Genomic DNA, 16,971 nt, shown 5'->3' on the forward strand with positions numbered 1-16,971 from the left:
AGCGCCGCGCTCAGTGGGAGTGGCCGTGGCCGTGGCCCGCGGCGGCCGGCTCTTCCTCTTCCTTCTTCTCGACGACCAGGGTCTCGGTCGTCAGGAGAAGGGAGGCGATGGAGGCGGCGTTCTCCAGGGCGGAGCGGGTGACCTTCACCGGGTCGATGACGCCGGCCTTGACCAGGTCGCCGTACTCGCCGGTGGCGGCGTTGAAGCCCTGGCCCTTGTCGAGCTCGGCGACCTTGGAGGTGATGACGTAACCCTCCAGGCCGGCGTTCTCGGCGATCCAGCGCAGCGGCTCGACGGCGGCGCGGCGGACGACCGCGACACCCGTGGCCTCGTCGCCGGTCTTGCCGAGGTTGCCCTCGAGGACCTTGACGGCGTGGACCAGCGCGGAGCCACCACCGGAGACGATGCCCTCCTCGACCGCGGCGCGGGTCGCGGAGATGGCGTCCTCCAGACGGTGCTTGCGCTCCTTCAGCTCCACCTCGGTGGCGGCGCCGACCTTGATCACGCACACGCCGCCGGCCAGCTTCGCGAGGCGCTCCTGGAGCTTCTCGCGGTCCCAGTCGGAGTCCGTGGCGTCGATCTCGGCCTTGATCTGGTTGATGCGGCCCTCGACCTCGTCGCGCTTGCCGGCACCGTCGACGATCGTGGTGTCGTCCTTGGTGACGGTGATGCGACGGGCGGTGCCGAGCACCTCCAGGCCGACCTGGTCGAGCTTGAGGCCGACCTCCTCGGAGATGACCGTGGCGCCGGTGAGGACGGCCATGTCCTGCAGCATCGCCTTGCGGCGGTCGCCGAAGCCGGGGGCCTTGACGGCCACCGCGTTGAACGTGCCGCGGATCTTGTTCACGACGAGGGTGGAGAGCGCCTCGCCCTCGAGGTCCTCGGCGATGATCAGCAGCGGCTTCGAGGCGTTGGCCTGGATGACCTTCTCCAGCAGCGGCAGCAGGTCCGCGATGGAGGAGATCTTGCCCTGGTTGATGAGGATGTACGGGTCCTCGAGGACCGCTTCCATGCGCTCCTGGTCCGTCACGAAGTACGGCGACAGGTAGCCCTTGTCGAAGGCCATGCCCTCGGTGAAGTCCAGCTCCAGACCGAAGGTGTTGGACTCCTCGACGGTGATGACACCGTCCTTGCCGACCTTGTCCATCGCCTCGGCGATGAGCTCGCCGACCTGCTGGTCCTGGGCGGACAGCGCGGCCACGGCGGCGATGTCGGACTTCTCCTCGATCGGACGCGCGGTGGCGAGGAGGTCCTCGGACACGGCGGCGACGGCCGCGTCGATGCCCTTCTTCAGCAGCGCCGGGGAAGCACCGGCGGCGACGTTGCGCAGACCCTCGCGGACCAGCGCCTGGGCCAGGACGGTGGCGGTGGTGGTGCCGTCACCCGCGATGTCGTTGGTCTTGGTCGCCACCTCCTTCACCAGCTGGGCACCGAGGTTCTCGTACGGGTCCTCGATCTCGACCTCGCGGGCGATCGTGACACCGTCGTTGGTGATGGTCGGGGCGCCGAACTTCTTGTCGATGACGACGTTGCGGCCCTTGGGGCCGATCGTCACCTTCACCGTGTCGGCGAGCTTGTTGACGCCGCGCTCGAGGGCGCGACGGGCGTCCTCGTCGAACTTCAGGATCTTCGCCATGGGAGCGTGAGCCCTCTCGGAAATCTTGGGGTTATACGGCACTGCGCCCCGGACGCCCGGCTTCTTGTCAGTTGCGGGGGGCCAGGGGCGCAGTGGAAAAGCAAAGGTGCTTCGGTGAACTACTTCTCGACGATCGCGAGCACGTCGCGAGCCGAGAGGACGAGGTACTCCTCGCCGTTGTACTTCACCTCGGTGCCGCCGTACTTGCTGTAGAGCACGACGTCGCCAACGGTGACGTCGAGCGGAAGACGGTTGCCGTCCTCGAAGCGGCCCGGGCCCACGGCCAGGACGACGCCCTCCTGGGGCTTCTCCTTGGCCGTGTCCGGAATGACCAGGCCCGAAGCCGTGGTCTGCTCGGCGTCGAGCGGCTGGACCACAATGCGGTCCTCGAGCGGCTTGATGGCAACCTTGGAGCTGGTGGTCGTCACGATCCGACCTCCCCCTTCGGAGATCTCACGGGGTTAACTGTCTGAGGTGGCGACCAGGTGGATCCGTCGTCGCGGGTGCCGGACCTGCCCGTCGCGTAGTTGGCACTCTCCGGTGGGGAGTGCCAGAGCCGAGACTATGACCGCGATTAGCACTCGGTCAAGCGGAGTGCCAATGCCGACGGCGCGTCGGGGGGAAATCGGCCTGGACGGCCGCGTCCTCGGGCACCCCTACAGGTAGTCCTCCAGGCGTCCCACCCTCAGTCCCTGCTCCTCGATCTCCTCCAGCAGGCGTTCGGTACGCGCGCTCAGGCCCACGCCCGTCGGGTGGTCCGGGGCCACGGACACGATGTCGCCGGCGTGGAGGTGATGGCCACCGCGGGAGTAGGTGAGGTCGCCGGCGGGGTCCAGGGCCGCCCGCCACAGGACGACCGCCGTGATGCCGCAGTCGGCGGCGGCGCGCAGGGTCGTGGTGTCGTATCTGCCGTAGGGCGGGCGGAAGAGGTGGGGGCGGACGCCGAAGCGGGACCTGAGCTTGGTCTGCTGGCCGCAGATCTCGGCGCGCTGGCCGGCGTAGGGCAGGCCGCGCAGGGAGCGGTGGTCGAGGGTGTGGTTCTGCAGGCTCGCGCCGACCGAGCGCAGCCGGGCGAAGTGGCCGTACGCCGGTCCGGCGACGGTGTCGGTGAGGAACAGGGTGACCGGGAGCCGCCGTTCGCGGATCAGTGCGGCGAAGCGCGGGTCCCGTTCGGCGCTGTCGTCGAAGGTGAGGAAGACGACCGGGTCGGCGGTGCGGACGTGGTCCACGACGGGCGGCAGGGCCTGCCCCCGTCCGTTGCCCTGACTGCCGCCCGTGTCGTCGTTGCCCGGGCCGGCCGCCCGGGCCTGTCGCGCCGCGGGCGGGTGTTCGGCGGGGCCGGCGGACTGGGCGCAGCCGGTGAGCAGTACGGCGGTCAGGACGGCCAGGGCGGTCACGGCGGACGTGGCCGTCGGGGCGGCCCCGGTCGGCCAGAACCGCCCGCACCTCACAGGTAGTCCTCCAGCCGGGCCACCGCGTACCCCTCCGCGGTGACCTTGTCGAGGAACTCGCGGACCATGTCGCGCATGGTGCCGCCCCAGTCGTCCTCGCCCCGGAAGTGGGTGAGGACGATGTCGCCGGGGTGGATCTCGCGGTCCCACTCGCGGTAGTCCCAGTGGTCGGCGAAGACCTCCTCGTTCCAGATCGGGGCGTACTCGATGCCGCAGGACCTGGCCGCCCGCAGGGTGTCGCGGTTGTAGTTGCCGTAGGGCGGGCGGAAGAGGGTCGGGCGCTCGCCGTAGCGCTTCTCGATCACGTCCTGCATGCCGCAGATCTCGCGCTTCTGCTCGGTGTAGGACAGGCCGGGCAGGTAGGGGTGGTTCAGGGTGTGGTTGGCGAGGGTGACGCCGCGGTCCCGCATCTTCTTGAAGTAGCCGTAGTCCTCCTTCACCAGGTAGTCGCTGAGGAAGGCGGTGTACGGGATCTTCAGCTCGCTCATCATCCGCAGGAACGCCGGGTCCTTCTCGGCGCCGTCGTCGATGGTGAGGAAGACGATCTTCTCCTTGGTGGGGACCGAGGTGAAGACCGGCGGGAGGTTCTCCTGGCCGTCCACCTCGAAGCCCTCGCGCGCCTTGATCTCCGGCTTCTTCGCGGGGGGCGGCGGGGCCGCCAGCGGGACCTTCTTCAGGTTCCAGCGCTTGGCGGCGGCGACCCGGGCGGTGTGGGCCGCGCGCAGTTCGGACGCGTAGGCGTCGAGCGCTCGGGCCGGGGGTGCCTGGAGGGGCTGCGGGCCGGCGGCGCCCCGCTCTCCGGAGGCGTCCTGCGCACAGCCGGAGGCGAGGGCGGCGACGGCGAGCACGGCGACACCGCCGCGCGTCCGGAGCCCTGGAGAAGACGCCCGAAACACCCTGGACGCCCGACTCTTGTCATTTTGTACGACTGCTCGCATGGTGCCGGATCCTCGCAGTCCCCGGCCGTCGGGCCGCGCCCGACACCGCGCGGGAGGCACACGATCCACCGACTGGCCCACAATGTCCCGGTGAACGACCTCGACGCCCTCCTCGCCCTGCTCACCCCCGAAGGCCGCGCCCTCCTCGACGAGGTGCGCGACACCGACCCGGCGCGGGAGCTCGCGGTCGCGACCCGGCTGCGGCGCACGCATCCCGCCGAGCTGGTGTCGGCGGCGCTCGGGCAGGCCCGGCTGCGGCAGCGGGCGGTGGCGAAGTTCGGTGAGCGGGACGCCGGGCGGATGTTCTTCACGCCCAACGGGGTCGAGCAGTCGACGCGGGCGAGCGTGGCCGCGTACCGGGCCGAGCGGCTGGCCGCCCTGGGCGTGACCTCCGTCGCCGACCTGTGCTGCGGAATCGGCGGCGACGCGATCGCGCTGGCCCGGGCCGGGATCCGGGTGCTGGCCGTGGACCGGGACCCGGCGACGGCCGCCGCGGCCCGTGCCAACACCGAGGCGCTGGGGCTGGGTGAGCTGATCGAGGTGCGCGAGGCGGACGTGACGGAGGTGGAGGCGACTGGGTACGACGCCGTGTTCGTCGACCCCGCGCGGCGCGGGGGGCGAGGGAGGATCTTCGACCCGGAGGCGTACTCGCCGCCACTGTCCTGGGCCGTCGAGGCGGCCCGTACGGCTCCCCGCGCCGCCGCGCTCAAGGTCGCGCCCGGCATTCCGCACGAGGCGGTACCGGCGGACGCCGAGGCCGAGTGGATCTCCGACGGCGGGGACGTGAAGGAGGCGGTGCTGTGGTTCGGCGGCACGCCGGGGGTGGTGACGCCGGAGGCGGTGACGCCGGGGGCGGTGCGGGCCACGCTGTTGCCGGGGCCCCGCACCCTGCTCGGCACCGGCCTGCCCGACCCGGAGGTCCGCACTCCCGGCCGCTACCTGTACGAGCCGGACGGCGCCGTCATCCGCGCCCATCTCGTCGCCGAGGTCGCCGCACAGGTCGGCGGAGGGCTCCTCGACGCGACCATCGCGTACGTCACCGCGGACGAACTGCTGCCGACGCCGTACGCCACGGCGTACGAGATCACCGACCGGATGCCCTTCAACGTCAAGAAGCTGAAGGCGCTGCTGCGGGAGCGCCGGGTCGGCAACCTGACCGTGAAGAAGCGGGGCTCGGCCGTCGAGCCGGAGGAGCTGCGGCGGAAGGTCAAGCCCGAGGGGCCGAACGCGGCGACGGTGTTCATGACCCGGGTCGCCGGGGCGCCGACGATGCTGATCGGACACCCGGTCCGCTGACCCGCCCGCTCAGCCGCAGTCGTCGGCCCGGCGGGTCAGCAGCTCGCGTTCGCGTTCGTTGCGGGTCAGTGACGCGGCGCGCGCGAACTCCGCCCGTGCCTCCGCCGTACGCCCCAGGCGGCGCAGGAGGTCGCCGCGGACGCTGGGGAGCAGGTGGTAGTCGCGCAGGGCAGGCTCGGCGGCGAGGGCGTCGACGAGGAGGAGTGCGGGGGCCGGGCCCTCGGCCATCGACACGGCGACCGCTCGGTTGAGTTCGACGACCGGGGACGGGGCGCGGGCCGCGAGCAGGCCGTACAGCGTGGCGATGCGCGGCCAGTCGGTCTCCTCGTAGCTGTGAGCCGTCGCGTGGCAGGCGGCGATCGCGGCCTGGAGGACGTACGGACCCGGGGCGCCGGAGCCGGTGGTGGCGGGGGACTGAGCGTGTGCGTGGGCGTGGTCCAGGGCGGCGATGCCGCGGGCGATGAGCATGCGGTTCCAGCGGCGGCGGTTCTGGTCCTGGAGGAGGACCGGCGCGCCGTCGGGGCCGGTGCGGGCGGCGGTCCGGGACGCCTGGAACTCCAGCAGGGCCGTCAGGCCGTGGACCTCGGGTTCCTTCGGCATCAGGGCGCAGAGCACGCGGGCCAGGCGCAGGGCGTCCTCGCACAGGGCCGGACGGAGCCAGTCGTCGCCGACGGTGGCCGCGTAGCCCTCGTTGAAGATCAGGTAGATGACCTCCAGGACCGAGCCGAGACGGGCCGCGCGGTCCGGGCCGTACGGCACCTCGAAGGCGACGTTCCTCGTGGCCAGGGTGCGTTTGGCGCGCACGATGCGCTGCGCGACCGTCGGTTCCGGTACCAGGAAGGCGCGGGCGATCTCCGGCGTGGTCAGACCGCCGAGCAGCCGCAGGGTGAGGGCGATGCGGGCCTCGGCGGACAGCACCGGGTGGCAGGCGGTGAAGACCAGCCGCAGCAGGTCGTCGTCGATGTCGTCCGGGTCTGCGGGCTCCTCGGGCGGTGCGGTCGCGGTGGGCAGGTCGCGGCCGATCTCCGCCAGCTTGCGGGCGTAGTTCTCCCGGCGCCGGATCAGGTCGACGGCGCGACGCCGCGCGGTGGCCATGAGCCAGGCGCCCGGGTTGTCGGGCACACCGTCCCGGGGCCACTGCTCCAGGGCCGCGACCACCGCGTCCTGCGCGAGTTCCTCGGCGAGGCCGACGTCACGGACGAGACGGGCGACGCCGGCGATGACGCGGGGCGACTCCAGTCGGAAGACGGTTTCGAGGGCCTCGGTGGGCCGCGGTTCTGCCACGGCCCACCATGCAACACCCTGGCCCCCCCCAGGATGAAACTCCGGTCAGCCCTCCATGAGTTCCCGCACCTCGCAGGTCACCGTCCAGTGCTCCTCGTGCACCTTGAGGAAGCGCTTGGTCCACTCGACCGCCTCGGCCATGTCCTTGGCCTGGAGGAGCGAGTAGCCGCCGATGACCTCCTTGGTCTCGGTGAAGGGGCCGTCGGTGACGGACAGTCGCCCGCCCTCGTAGTGGACTCGGCTGCCCTGGGCCGTCGGGGTCAGCCCGGCGGTGTCGAGCAGGACGCCGGCCTTCGTCATCTCCTCCATCAGCTTCTCCATGCGCCGCACCAGCTCGGGGCTGGGGCCGCCGGAGGGGGCGTCGTTCTCGTCGATGCGGATCAGGGACAGGTAGCGGGGCATGGTGGCTCCTCGGGGTGGGTCGGTGGGTCGGGGTCCTTCCCGGCCTCTCACCCGTGCGTCGAACGGGAGGGCCCTGGATCGACACGCGGCCGGGGTTTTCCCCCGGCGATTTCCCCGAGGCTCCTCAGCGCAGCGATTCCCACAGGTCACCGGCGTCCGGCTCCTTGGCGACCACCCGGTTGGCGTCCCAGGGCGCCGGCACGACGGGCATCGTCACCGTGCGTACGTCGTCCGCCGACAGGCTCCCGAGGCTGCGGCCGAGGCTCATCAGCTCGCCCAGCGAGTCGAGGCCGGTGTCGGTGGTGAGGCTGCCGGTGACCGCGTCGGCGACCTGGTACAGCCGCGGGGGGTCGGTGAGCAGGTCGGTGGCGGAGATCTGCTCCAGCAGCGCCTTGACCAGTTTGTGCTGGAGTTCTATGCGGGCGAGGTCGCTGCCGCCCTCGAGCCCGTACCGGGTGCGGGCCAGCCCGAGGGCCTCGGTGCCGTCGAGGTGGTTGGTGCCGGCGTCCAGGTGCAGGTGGCTCTTGTCGTCGTCGATGTCCACGTCCGTGGTGACGGTCACGCCGCCGAGCGCGTCGACGAGCTTGGCGAAGCCGGAGAAGTCGATCTCGATGTAGTGGTCCATGCGGACGCCGGTGACCGACTCGACGGTCTTGACGGCGCAGACCGGCCCGCCCAGGGCGTAGGCGGAGTTGAACATCGCGCCGCTCGCCTCCCGGCTCTCGCCGCCGGACGGCAGCGGACAGGACGGCCGGGCGACGAGCGTGTCGCGCGGGATGCTGACCACGGTGGCCGCGGTCCGGCCCGCGTCGAGGTGGACGACCATCGCCGTGTCCGAGCGGGCGCCCTCGCTGTCGCCGCCGCCGAGTTCCTGGTTCTCCTCGCCGCCGCGCGAGTCCGAGCCGAGGACCAGGATGTTCAGGGCGCCGGTGGGCTCCGGGGCCGCGTCGGGCGAGGCGGAGGGGACGGTGACCGGCCGCGCGGGGCGGTCGTCGCCGAGTGCGCCATTGATGTCGACGCTCTTGATGTTGCCGTTCAGGTGCCAGTAGGCCCAGCCCGCCGCGGCGGCTCCGAACAGCAGGGCACAGGCCAGGGCGAGGCCGGCCACCTTCAGCCCTTTCGAGCGCCCACCCGGGCCGCCCGGGCCGCCCAGTCCACCCGGGCCGCCCGATGCGCCCGGCTCACCCGGTCCGCCCGGCTCACCCTGTCCGCCCGATCCGCCCGGCTCACCCCGTCCGCTCGGCCCACCCCGCGCATCCCGCGCAGCCATGTGTCCGCCCCCGCCCCCGCCCGTGCCGGTCCCGTTCGCGTCCCCACCCGAATGCCCCATCAGGAGGAACATAAGTCCGAATTATTGGGAGCGGACATAGCCGGGTCGTCATTCTGCGGAAATTCTCAGACTTCGGGGGAGAGCGACCGGGGCCGAGGGTGCGGCGAGGGCGGCAACCGACGTCGGTCAGGCCGCCGCGGGCGCCCCCGTGCTGCTCCGCGCTTCCAGGCTGGTGGCCAGCTCCACCCGGGTCGCCGTCGCGGAGCCGTCGTCGCGCCCGAGGTCCAGGACCAGCCGGGCCGCCGCCTCGGCCATCTCCATGAGCGGCTGCCGTACGGTCGTCAGTGGCGGCCCCACCCAACGGGCCACCGGCAGGTCGTCGAACCCGACCACGCTCAGGTCCTGCGGGATGCGAAGCCCCAGCTCGCGGGCCGCCTCGTACAGTCCGAGCGCCTGGAGGTCGTTGCCGGCGAAGACGGCGGTCGGCCGGTCGGGGCGGCGCAGCAGTTCCAGACCCTGCCGGTAGCCGGCCTCGTGGTGGAAGTCGCCGGTCATGATCAGGTCCGGGTCGACGGGCAGCCCCGCTGTCTCCAGGGCGGCCCGGTAGCCGTCGATCCGGGCGCGGCTGCACATCATCCGGGTGGGTCCGCTGATCGCGCCGATACGAGTGTGCCCGAGGTCGACCAGGTGCCGGGTGGCGGCGAGTCCGCCCTGCCAGTTGGTGGCGCCGATGGACGGCACGTCGGCGCCCGGGTCGCCGGCCGGGTCCATCACCACGAACGGGATGGAGCGGCTGGTGAGCAGTGCCCGCTGGGACTCGTCGAGGCCGGACAGGACGAGGATCACGCCGTGCGGGCGGCGGGCGGCGACCTGGTCGGCCCAGGTCCGCCCGGGCGTGAGGCGCCCCGCGCTCTCGGAGAGGACGACGCTGAGCCCGGTGTCCCGTGCCACGTTCTCCACGCCCCGGATGACCTCCATCGCCCAGGCGCTCTCCAGCTCGTGGAAGACCAGGTCGATCAGGGGCGAGCGGGTCGCCTCGGCCCGCCGGCGCCGGTAGCCGTGGTCGCGCAGCAGCTCCTCCACGCGCGCCCGGGTCGCGGGGGCGACGTCGGCGCGGCCATTGAGAACCTTCGAAACAGTCGGCGCCGACACACCGGCCTCACGCGCGATCTCGGCGAGGGTCGCGGTCTGCGCGGACCGCTTTTGCGTCCGGGTTTCAGCGGGCTGCGGGGATGTCATGACGGCGATGGTATCCCCGCTGACCCTCTCGACGAAGAGTTCAGTGAGCCACAGACCTCCGGAACATTCGCCATTGTCGTCGAATCATTCGACAGGAGGAGGGCGGAGGACGGCGGACGGGGATCGCCGCGATCCGTGAGGGCGCGGCAGCCTGCGGCCGGGTGCCGGCGCGCTGGTCACGGCGCCGGCGGCGGGCCCGGGTCTGTGAGCGTCCCGTCCACCGACTCGAACCGCCACCGGTGTGCCGCCCGCGTGACCAGGTCCCCGTCCGGCTCGGGCAGCTCCGGCAGGTCGGCGTCGTAGGGGGCGTCCCACCAGGTGATGACGAGGACGCGGTCCTGCGGGGCGCGGAGGGTCTCCCGGCGCAGCGGGGTGCCGTCGAGCGGCTGCGCCCGCGCCCAGGCCAGCAGTTCCTCGCCCCGGCCGGGCACGGCCCGCGCCTCCCACATCAGCGCGACGGTCACGAGTACAGGTTCTCCTTGCTGACCTCGTGGACGTGGTCGTGAGCATGGGTGTGAGAGGGCGCGTGCGGGTGGTCGCGGCCCGGCACATGGGGTTCCGTCACCGGGAGCGACGAGTCCGCCGAGAGGTCCCAGTCGGAGGCGGCCCGGCCCCGGGCGACCATCTCCGCGCCGAGCGCGGCCACCATCGCCCCGTTGTCCGTGCACAGCTTCGGCCGCGGTACGCGCAACCGGATGCCGGCCGCCTCGCAGCGTTCCTGGGCGAGGACCCGCAGCCGGGAGTTGGCGGCCACGCCGCCGCCGATCATGAGGTGGTCGACGCCCTCGTCCTTGCAGGCCCGCACCGCCTTGCGGGTCAGTACGTCCACGACCGCCTCCTGGAAGGAGGCCGACACGTCGCGCACCGGCACCTCCTCCCCCGCCGCCCGCTTCGCCTCGATCCAGCGGGCCACGGCCGTCTTCAGCCCGGAGAAGGAGAAGTCGTACGCCGCGTCGCGCGGGCCGGTGAGCCCGCGCGGGAACGCGATCGCCTTCGGGTCGCCCTCGCGCGCGTACCGGTCGATGACGGGGCCGCCGGGGAAGCCCAGGTTCAGCACACGGGCGATCTTGTCGAAGGCCTCGCCGGCCGCGTCGTCGATGGTGGCGCCCATCGGGCGGACGTCGGAGGTGATGTCCGAGGAGAGCAGGAGGGACGAGTGGCCGCCGGAGACCAGCAGCGCCATCGTCGGCTCGGGCAGCGGGCCGTGCTCCAGCTGGTCGACGCAGATGTGGGAGGCGAGGTGGTTGACGCCGTACAGGGGCTTGCCGAGGGCGTACGCGTACGCCTTCGCCGCCGAGACGCCGACCAGCAGGGCGCCGGCGAGGCCGGGGCCCGCGGTGACGGCGATGCCGTCGAGGTCGCGCGCGCTCACCCCCGCCTCCTTCAGGGCGCGGTCGATCGTGGGGACCATCGCCTCCAGGTGGGCGCGGCTCGCCACCTCCGGCACGACGCCGCCGAAACGGGCGTGCTCGTCGACGCTGGACGCGACGGCGTCGGCCAGCAGGGTGGTGCCGCGGACGACACCGACGCCGGTCTCGTCGCAGGAGGTCTCGATCCCCAGCACGAGAGGCTCGTCGCGTGAGTCAGCCATGGTTGTCGGTTCCTCGCTCGGTTCCCGGTACGGGGGTGGAAGGGTCGGTCAGGCGCATCACCAGGGCGTCCACGTTGCCCGGCTGGTAGTAGCCGCGCCGGAAACCGATGGGCTCGAAGCCGAAGCGCTCGTACAGCCGCTGCGCGCGGGTGTTGTCCACCCGGCACTCCAGCAGCACCTCGGCGCACTCGAAGTCGGTCGCCGCCCGCAGCAGTTCGGTCAGCAGCCGCGCACCGAGGCCGGTGCCCCAGTGGTCGCGGGCGACCGCGATGGTCTGCACGTCGGCCTGCTCCCCGGAGGAGACCAGACCCGCGTAGCCGGCCAGTCGGCCGTCCACCTCGGCGACCAGGTACCGCCGGCTCGCCCCGGGGCCGCGCGCGTGGGCCAGCTCGGACCAGAACATCCCCCGCGACCAGGCGTCCTCGGGGAACAGTTCCCGTTCCATCCGGAGCACGGGGTCGATGTCCCACCAGCGCATCTCGCGCAGTTCGGCGTCCACGGGCGAGGTCACGGGTTCGGTCGATCCGGTCACTTCGGGGTGACCACCTTGTAGTTCTTGGGGACCTGGGCGTCGGGCCGGCGCAGGTACAGCGGCCGGGGCGCGGGCAGGTCCTCGCCCGCCGCGAGCTTCTCGGCGGCCAGGCACGCCAGGGCGGCGGCGGACACGTGCTCGGGCTCGTGCGCCTTCGGGAAGGTGTCCGGGTACAGCAGCGCGCCCGCGCCGACGGCCGGGAGCCCGGCCACCCGCTCGGCGATGTCGGCGGGGCGGTCCACCGCCGGGTCGGTGAGGCGGGTGCGGGAGTCGGCGTACCGCGCCCAGTAGACCTCCTTGCGGCGGGCGTCGGTCGCCACCACGAAGGAGTCCTCCAGGTCGGCGGCGTAGGCGAGGCCGTCCAGCGTGCACACGCCGTGCACGGGCACGCCGAGCGCGAGTCCGAAGGTGTCCGCGGTCATCAGGCCGACGCGCAGGCCCGTGTACGGGCCGGGGCCGGTCCCGGCGACGATGCCGGTGACGGCGTCGAGCCGCAGGCCGGCCTCGGCGAGCACCCGGTCGACGGCGGGCAGCAGCAGTTCACCGTGCCGGCGTGCGTCCACCTGACTCGACGAGGCGATGACGTCCGTACCGTCGTGCAGCGCGACGGTCACGGCGGGCGTGGCGGTATCCAGAGCGAGCAAGAGCACGCAAACAGCCTACGGCGCCGCGCGGGCCGTGTCGGACGCCCGGTCGCCGGGCCCGGCGCCACCGGCCGGTGTCGTCGTGGGCCGGCCCGCGTCGTCCCGCGCCACCGGCCCACGGCACCGGCCCACGGCACCCGTGTCGCCCACCGTGATCGCGCGCTCACCGACTGCTACCGTCGCCGGGGAACGCACGCACGAGTACGACGACGAGGTGGTCGCCAGTGGTAAGCAGCAGCGCCGGTATCGTCACCGGCCTCACCGCGGCGGCCCTCGTGACGATCGGCGTCCTCGGCCACCAGGCGTCGACCGCCGCCCAGACCGACCCGGGCCGGGCCCGGGTGAGCGCCACGCCCGCGCCCGGCGCCTCCAAGGCACCGCGCGACCGGCGGCACCCGGACGCCCTGCCCGCCGGGTCCGGAAGGGGTGAACGGGTGGTGTACTCGGTGGACGACGACCGGGTGTGGCTGGTCGACCCGGGCAACAAGGTCCGGCGCACCTTCGAGGTGACACCCGGCACGGTCGAACCGGCACCCGGCACCTACTCGGTCACGTCCCGTTCGAAGCGGGTCACCGGCTCCGACGGCGTCCCGGTCGAGCATGTCGTGCGCTTCGCCGGTGTCGGGGGCGTGACCATCGGGTTCAGCGCGGCGGTGAACGGCTCCACGGCGAAACCCGACCCGGACCGGCGCACCGGCGGCATCCGGGAGACACGCGCGGACGGCGACGCCATGTGGCGGTTCGCGACGATCGGGCAGCGGGTCGTCGTCGTCCCCTAGGCACCGGGCCCGTACGCGCCGCGTCGCGCCGCACGGTTCAGGCGGCCTCGCGGTGCTCCCGGACGGGGTGGCACGTCTCCGGCTCGGGCGCGCGCGGCGGCGTCGAGATCGCCTTCGCGGCGGCGCAGGACGCGAGCAGTTCGTGCATCGACACCCCGGCGGGCGCGGGCGGCTGCGACTGGGGCTCTGACATGGACGCCTCCTGAAGGTCGGGGGCGGGCGTAGTTAGGCATGCCTAACTACGTGCTGGATACCATGTGACCACGCCCAAGACCCCGAAGGCAATATTTTGCCGACGCCTTGTCGGAACATCTTGCGGAAGAGAAGCCGGCTCAGACCGCGAGCACGCTCAGGTCGGCGGCGGCCCAGCGCTCGCCGATGCCCGTCAGCGTCACGTGCCGCACCTCGTCCGTGGTGTCGCCGACGGCCCGGTCGATCCGGAGCCGCAACCGGTCGTCGGTCAGCTCCTCGACCTTGCCCTCGCCCCACTCCACGACGATCACCGAGTCGGGCAGGGAGACGTCGAGGTCGAGGTCCTCCATCTCGTCCAGACCGCCGGACAGCCGGTAGGCGTCGACGTGGACGAGCGGCGGACCGTCGCCGAGGGAGGGGTGCACGCGGGCGATCACGAAGGTCGGGGAGGTGACGGCGCCGCGCACGCCCATGCCCTCGCCGAGCCCCCGGGTCAGCGTCGTCTTGCCCGCGCCCAGCTCCCCGCTGAGCATCAGCAGGTCCCCGGCGCGCAGCACCGTGGCGAGCCTGCGGCCCAGTTCGCGCATCTGCTCCGGGGAGGTGACGGTGATCTCGACGCCGGGGGCGGACTCGAAGGACCTCGAGGACTCGGAGAAGTCGGACGAGCCGGAGAAGTCGGAGAAGTCGGAGGACTCGGAGGACTCGAAAGGCTTCGGGGACTCGAAGGACTCAGCCGGGTCCCGCGGTGCTGCTGGTGCTTCCATAGCCATCAACCGTAGCCGCTGCGGGCACAGCTCCCGCGCGGGCGAGCAGGTCGGCCAGGCGGTCGGTGACCAGCTCCGGATGCTCCAGCATCACCAGGTGCCCCGCGTCGGGCACGAGCACCAGCTCCGCGTCCGGCAGCAGGTCGGCGATCGCCTCGCTGTGCTCACTCGGCGTCACCAGGTCCCGCACCCCGGCCAGTACGAGGACCGGCAGGTCGGCGAAGTGGGCGAGGGCCTCGGTCTTGTCGTGGTCGTTGAAGGCCGGATAGTACTCGGCGACCACGTCGATCGGCGTCGACTCGATCATCCGCTCGGCGAACCGGGCCACGGCCGGGTCGACGTCCCGCGACGCGAACGAGTACCGCTTGATGATCCCGGCGAACAGGTCCGCCGTCGCCCGCCGCCCCTTCTCCACGAGCTCGGCCCGCTGCCCCAGCGCCTTCAGGACGCCCGGGAGCACCCGCCGGACCGCGTTGACGCCGGCCACGGGCAACCCGAAGTTGACCTCGCCGAGCCGCCCGGAGGACGTGCCGACGAGGGCGACACCGACGACCCGGTCGGCCACCAGTTCCGGGAACGCGTCGGCCAGGGCCATCACGGTCATGCCGCCCATGGAGTGTCCGACCAGCACGATCGGTCCCTCGGGCACGGCCGCGTCGATGACGGCCTTCAGGTCCCGGCCCAGGTCCTCGATGCTGATCGGCCGGTCGTCCCGTACCTGGGACACGCCCCGCCCGGACCGGCCGTGGCTGCGCTGGTCCCAGTGCACGGTGCGGACGACGCCCCTGAGGGCGGCCCGCTGGAAGTGCCAGGAGTCCTGGTTCAGGCAGTAGCCGTGGCTGAAGACGACGGTCACGGGGGCGGGTGCCTTACGGCCGAACAGCCGCCGGCGGCGCCGGGTGAGCGCGGACTCCGTCTCCGGGTCGACGTCGTCGACCTCGTAGTACAGCTCGGTGCCGTCGTCGGCGTACGCCCTGCCCGGAGTGCCGCGCAGTCCGCCGTACGGGCCCGTCGAGTCGAGGGCGAGCCGGGCCTTCTGGCGCATCCCGCGGCCGACGGTGAGCCGTTCTATCGCCACGCCGGCCGCGGCGCCCGCCGCGACCACCCCTATCGCGACACCGGCGATGCCGGTCGCCCGGCGCCAGCCGCCGGCGGCGACCTCGGTGGCGGCCTCCGTGGCGGAGGCGACGGCCGCCGCGACGGCCTCCGTGTTGCTCTCGCTCACGTACCGCTCCTCTTCGCCGGGCCGTGGTGGTTCCCCGCTGGTTACTGATTCACCTGGACACACGTCCCACGCGTCACTCCGTGGACGGACGCGTCACTCGTTGACGTAGACGCGCGGGACGCGGGTTCCGATCCGGGTGACGATCTCGTACGCGATGGTGCCCGCCGCCTGCGCCCAGTCCTCGGCGGTGGGCTCGCCGCGGTCACCGGGGCCGAACAGCACCGCCTCGGTGCCGGGCTCCGGCCGGTCCCCGCCCAGGTCCACGACGAACTGGTCCATCGCGATCCGCCCCGCGACCGTGCGCCACTTGCCGTCGACGAGGACGGGGCCGGTGGAGGAGGCGTGGCGCGGGACGCCGTCCGCGTAGCCGAGGGGGACGAGGCCGAGGGTGGTCTCGCCGGGGGTCGTGTAGTGGTGACCGTAGCTGACGCCGTGACCGCCGGGGACCTGCTTGACCAGGGCCAGCGAGGCGGCCAGCGTCATCGCGGGGCGCAGTCCGAAGTCGGCGGGGGTGCCGATCTCGGGGCTGGGCGAGACGCCGTACATCGCGATGCCCGGCCGTACGAGGTCGAAGTGGCTCTCGGGGAGGGTGAGCGTGGCCGGCGAGTTGGCGATGTGCCGCACGTCGGGGCGTACGCCCTGCCGCTCGGCGTAGGCCGTCATCTCACGGAAGACGGTGAGCTGGGCGGCGATGGACGGGTGCCCGGGCTCGTCGGCGCAGGCGAAGTGCGACCAGAGTCCGGTGACGCGGAGCAGCCCCTCGCTCTCGGCACGCAGGGCCTGACGGACCAGTTCCGCCCAGTCCTCGCCGGGCTGGCAGCCGCTCCGGCCGAGCCCGGTGTCGGCCTTGAGCTGCACGCGCGCGGGGTGCCCCGCCCGCCGTGCCGCCTCGGTGACCTCGTCCAGGGCCCACATCCCGCTGACGGACACGTCGAGACCGGCTTCGACGGCCTCCCGCCAGGGGCCGCCCGGTGTCCACAGCCAGCACATGATCCGCACGTCGTCCGGCAGGCCCGCGTCCGCGCGCAGCGCGAGGGCCTCCTGCGGCGTGGCGGTGCCCAGCCAGGTCGCGCCCGCCGCGACGGCCGCGCGGGCGCACGGGATCGCGCCGTGGCCGTAGGCGTCGGCCTTGACGACGGCCATGAGAGCCGCCCCGGGGGCCCGTTCGCGCAGTGCGCGGACGTTGGCCCGCAGGGCGGCCAGATCGATCTCGGCACGGGCCCGCAGCACCGCGTCCCGCCGAGCAGCTGTCTCACTCATCGTGTCCCCAGTCTCTCAGAGCGCCCGGGGCCCGCTTTCCCGCGGACAGGCCCTAGGGTGCCCGGCATGAGCATCATCGGGGTCGGGATCGACGTGGCCGAGGTCGAGCGGTTCGGGGCGTCACTGGAGCGCACGCCGGCCATGGCCCAGCGGCTTTTCCTGGAGAGCGAGTTGCTGCTGCCCAGCGGGGAGCGCCGGGGCGTCGCCTCGCTCGCCGCCCGTTTCGCGGCGAAGGAGGCCCTGGCCAAGGCGCTCGGCGCACCGGCGGGGCTGCACTGGACGGACGCCGAGGTGTACGTCGAGGACAGCGGACGGCCGCGGCTGCGGGTGACGGGGACAGTGGCGGCGCGGGCGGCGGAGCTGGGGGTGGCGTCGTGGCACGTGTCGCTGAGCCATGACGCGGGGGTGGCGTCGGCGGTGGTGATCGCGGAAGGCTGACGCCCATGAACGTCAGTGGTGCGGGTGTCG

Annotated in this window: 19 protein-coding genes; 3 read left to right on the forward strand and 16 right to left on the reverse strand. The window is 72.9% G+C overall.

Going from position 1 to position 16,971, the window contains the following annotated elements; genetic code table 11:
- Positions 1 to 10: 10 nt before the first annotated feature.
- The 4 genes from groL to QC283_RS06215 all read right to left on the reverse strand — a co-directional run bounded on the left by groL (position 11) and on the right by QC283_RS06215 (position 4,025).
- A complete protein-coding gene (gene groL / locus QC283_RS06200; RefSeq protein ID WP_279560329.1) occupies positions 11 to 1,636 on the reverse strand; it encodes a chaperonin GroEL in 1,626 nt (541 codons plus the stop codon).
- 119 nt (positions 1,637 to 1,755) lie between these two features.
- Positions 1,756 to 2,064: a co-chaperone GroES gene (gene groES / locus QC283_RS06205; protein WP_055418319.1), complete on the reverse strand. Its 309-nt coding sequence runs from the start codon at positions 2,062 to 2,064 to the stop codon at positions 1,756 to 1,758.
- Positions 2,065 to 2,292: 228 nt separating this feature from the next.
- Positions 2,293 to 3,087, reverse strand: coding sequence for a polysaccharide deacetylase family protein (locus tag QC283_RS06210; protein WP_443032547.1), 795 nt, complete (start codon positions 3,085 to 3,087; stop codon positions 2,293 to 2,295).
- Entirely contained in the window at positions 3,084 to 4,025 is a 942-nt protein-coding gene (locus QC283_RS06215) for a polysaccharide deacetylase family protein (RefSeq protein WP_279560331.1), read from the reverse strand. The genes QC283_RS06210 and QC283_RS06215 overlap by 4 nt, the downstream gene beginning before the upstream one ends.
- Before the next feature lie 90 nt (positions 4,026 to 4,115).
- Here QC283_RS06215 and QC283_RS06220 point away from each other — a divergent pair, with 90 nt between their 5' ends.
- Entirely contained in the window at positions 4,116 to 5,321 is a 1,206-nt protein-coding gene (locus QC283_RS06220) for a class I SAM-dependent methyltransferase (protein ID WP_443032548.1), read from the forward strand.
- A gap of 9 nt (positions 5,322 to 5,330) precedes the next feature.
- Here QC283_RS06220 and QC283_RS06225 read toward each other — a convergent pair whose 3' ends face one another.
- From QC283_RS06225 to tsaB, 8 genes are all read right to left on the reverse strand, one after another.
- A complete protein-coding gene (locus QC283_RS06225) occupies positions 5,331 to 6,605 on the reverse strand; it encodes an RNA polymerase sigma factor (protein WP_279560333.1) in 1,275 nt (424 codons plus the stop codon).
- 45 nt (positions 6,606 to 6,650) lie between these two features.
- Entirely contained in the window at positions 6,651 to 7,007 is a 357-nt protein-coding gene (locus QC283_RS06230; protein WP_279560334.1) for a YciI family protein, read from the reverse strand.
- 124 nt (positions 7,008 to 7,131) lie between these two features.
- Positions 7,132 to 8,277, reverse strand: coding sequence for an LCP family protein (locus QC283_RS06235; RefSeq protein ID WP_443032550.1), 1,146 nt, complete (start codon positions 8,275 to 8,277; stop codon positions 7,132 to 7,134).
- A 186-nt stretch (positions 8,278 to 8,463) separates the two neighbouring features.
- Entirely contained in the window at positions 8,464 to 9,516 is a 1,053-nt protein-coding gene (locus QC283_RS06240) for a LacI family DNA-binding transcriptional regulator (RefSeq protein WP_279560336.1), read from the reverse strand.
- Between the two features lie 176 nt (positions 9,517 to 9,692).
- A complete protein-coding gene (locus tag QC283_RS06245; RefSeq protein WP_279560337.1) occupies positions 9,693 to 9,980 on the reverse strand; it encodes a hypothetical protein in 288 nt (95 codons plus the stop codon).
- Positions 9,977 to 11,107, reverse strand: coding sequence for a tRNA (adenosine(37)-N6)-threonylcarbamoyltransferase complex transferase subunit TsaD (gene tsaD / locus QC283_RS06250; protein WP_279560338.1), 1,131 nt, complete (start codon positions 11,105 to 11,107; stop codon positions 9,977 to 9,979). The genes QC283_RS06245 and tsaD overlap by 4 nt, the downstream gene beginning before the upstream one ends.
- Positions 11,100 to 11,585: a ribosomal protein S18-alanine N-acetyltransferase gene (gene rimI / locus QC283_RS06255; protein ID WP_279560408.1), complete on the reverse strand. Its 486-nt coding sequence runs from the start codon at positions 11,583 to 11,585 to the stop codon at positions 11,100 to 11,102. Before rimI ends, tsaD begins: the two co-directional genes overlap by 8 nt.
- Positions 11,586 to 11,635: 50 nt before the next feature.
- On the reverse strand, positions 11,636 to 12,289 hold the full coding sequence (gene tsaB, locus QC283_RS06260; protein WP_279560339.1) for a tRNA (adenosine(37)-N6)-threonylcarbamoyltransferase complex dimerization subunit type 1 TsaB: 654 nt from the start codon (positions 12,287 to 12,289) through the stop codon (positions 11,636 to 11,638).
- A gap of 218 nt (positions 12,290 to 12,507) precedes the next feature.
- Between tsaB and QC283_RS06265 the strand changes: the two genes are divergently transcribed.
- Positions 12,508 to 13,062, forward strand: a complete 555-nt coding sequence (locus QC283_RS06265; protein WP_279560340.1) for a hypothetical protein — start codon at positions 12,508 to 12,510, stop codon at positions 13,060 to 13,062.
- Positions 13,063 to 13,099: 37 nt separating this feature from the next.
- On the opposite strand, the gene QC283_RS06270 is transcribed toward QC283_RS06265, so the two are convergent.
- From QC283_RS06270 to alr, 4 genes are all read right to left on the reverse strand, one after another.
- Positions 13,100 to 13,255: a hypothetical protein gene (locus QC283_RS06270; protein WP_279560341.1), complete on the reverse strand. Its 156-nt coding sequence runs from the start codon at positions 13,253 to 13,255 to the stop codon at positions 13,100 to 13,102.
- Between the two features lie 139 nt (positions 13,256 to 13,394).
- The gene (gene tsaE / locus QC283_RS06275) at positions 13,395 to 14,018 is read right to left on the reverse strand and encodes a tRNA (adenosine(37)-N6)-threonylcarbamoyltransferase complex ATPase subunit type 1 TsaE (protein ID WP_443032553.1); all 624 of its coding nucleotides are present in this window, start codon (positions 14,016 to 14,018) and stop codon (positions 13,395 to 13,397) included.
- The gene (locus QC283_RS06280; protein ID WP_279560342.1) at positions 13,984 to 15,243 is read right to left on the reverse strand and encodes an alpha/beta fold hydrolase; all 1,260 of its coding nucleotides are present in this window, start codon (positions 15,241 to 15,243) and stop codon (positions 13,984 to 13,986) included. Before QC283_RS06280 ends, tsaE begins: the two co-directional genes overlap by 35 nt.
- Positions 15,244 to 15,336: 93 nt before the next feature.
- Positions 15,337 to 16,503 carry an alanine racemase gene (gene alr, locus QC283_RS06285; protein WP_279560343.1) on the reverse strand — a complete coding sequence of 389 codons (1,167 nt, stop codon included), beginning with the start codon at positions 16,501 to 16,503 and terminating at the stop codon, positions 15,337 to 15,339.
- Positions 16,504 to 16,569: 66 nt separating this feature from the next.
- Between alr and QC283_RS06290 the strand changes: the two genes are divergently transcribed.
- On the forward strand, positions 16,570 to 16,941 hold the full coding sequence (locus QC283_RS06290) for a holo-ACP synthase (protein WP_279560344.1): 372 nt from the start codon (positions 16,570 to 16,572) through the stop codon (positions 16,939 to 16,941).
- Positions 16,942 to 16,971: the final 30 nt, after the last annotated feature.

Origin of the sequence: Streptomyces sp. DH41, assembly GCF_029813785.1 — a bacterium.
GTDB lineage: Bacteria > Actinomycetota > Actinomycetes > Streptomycetales > Streptomycetaceae > Streptomyces.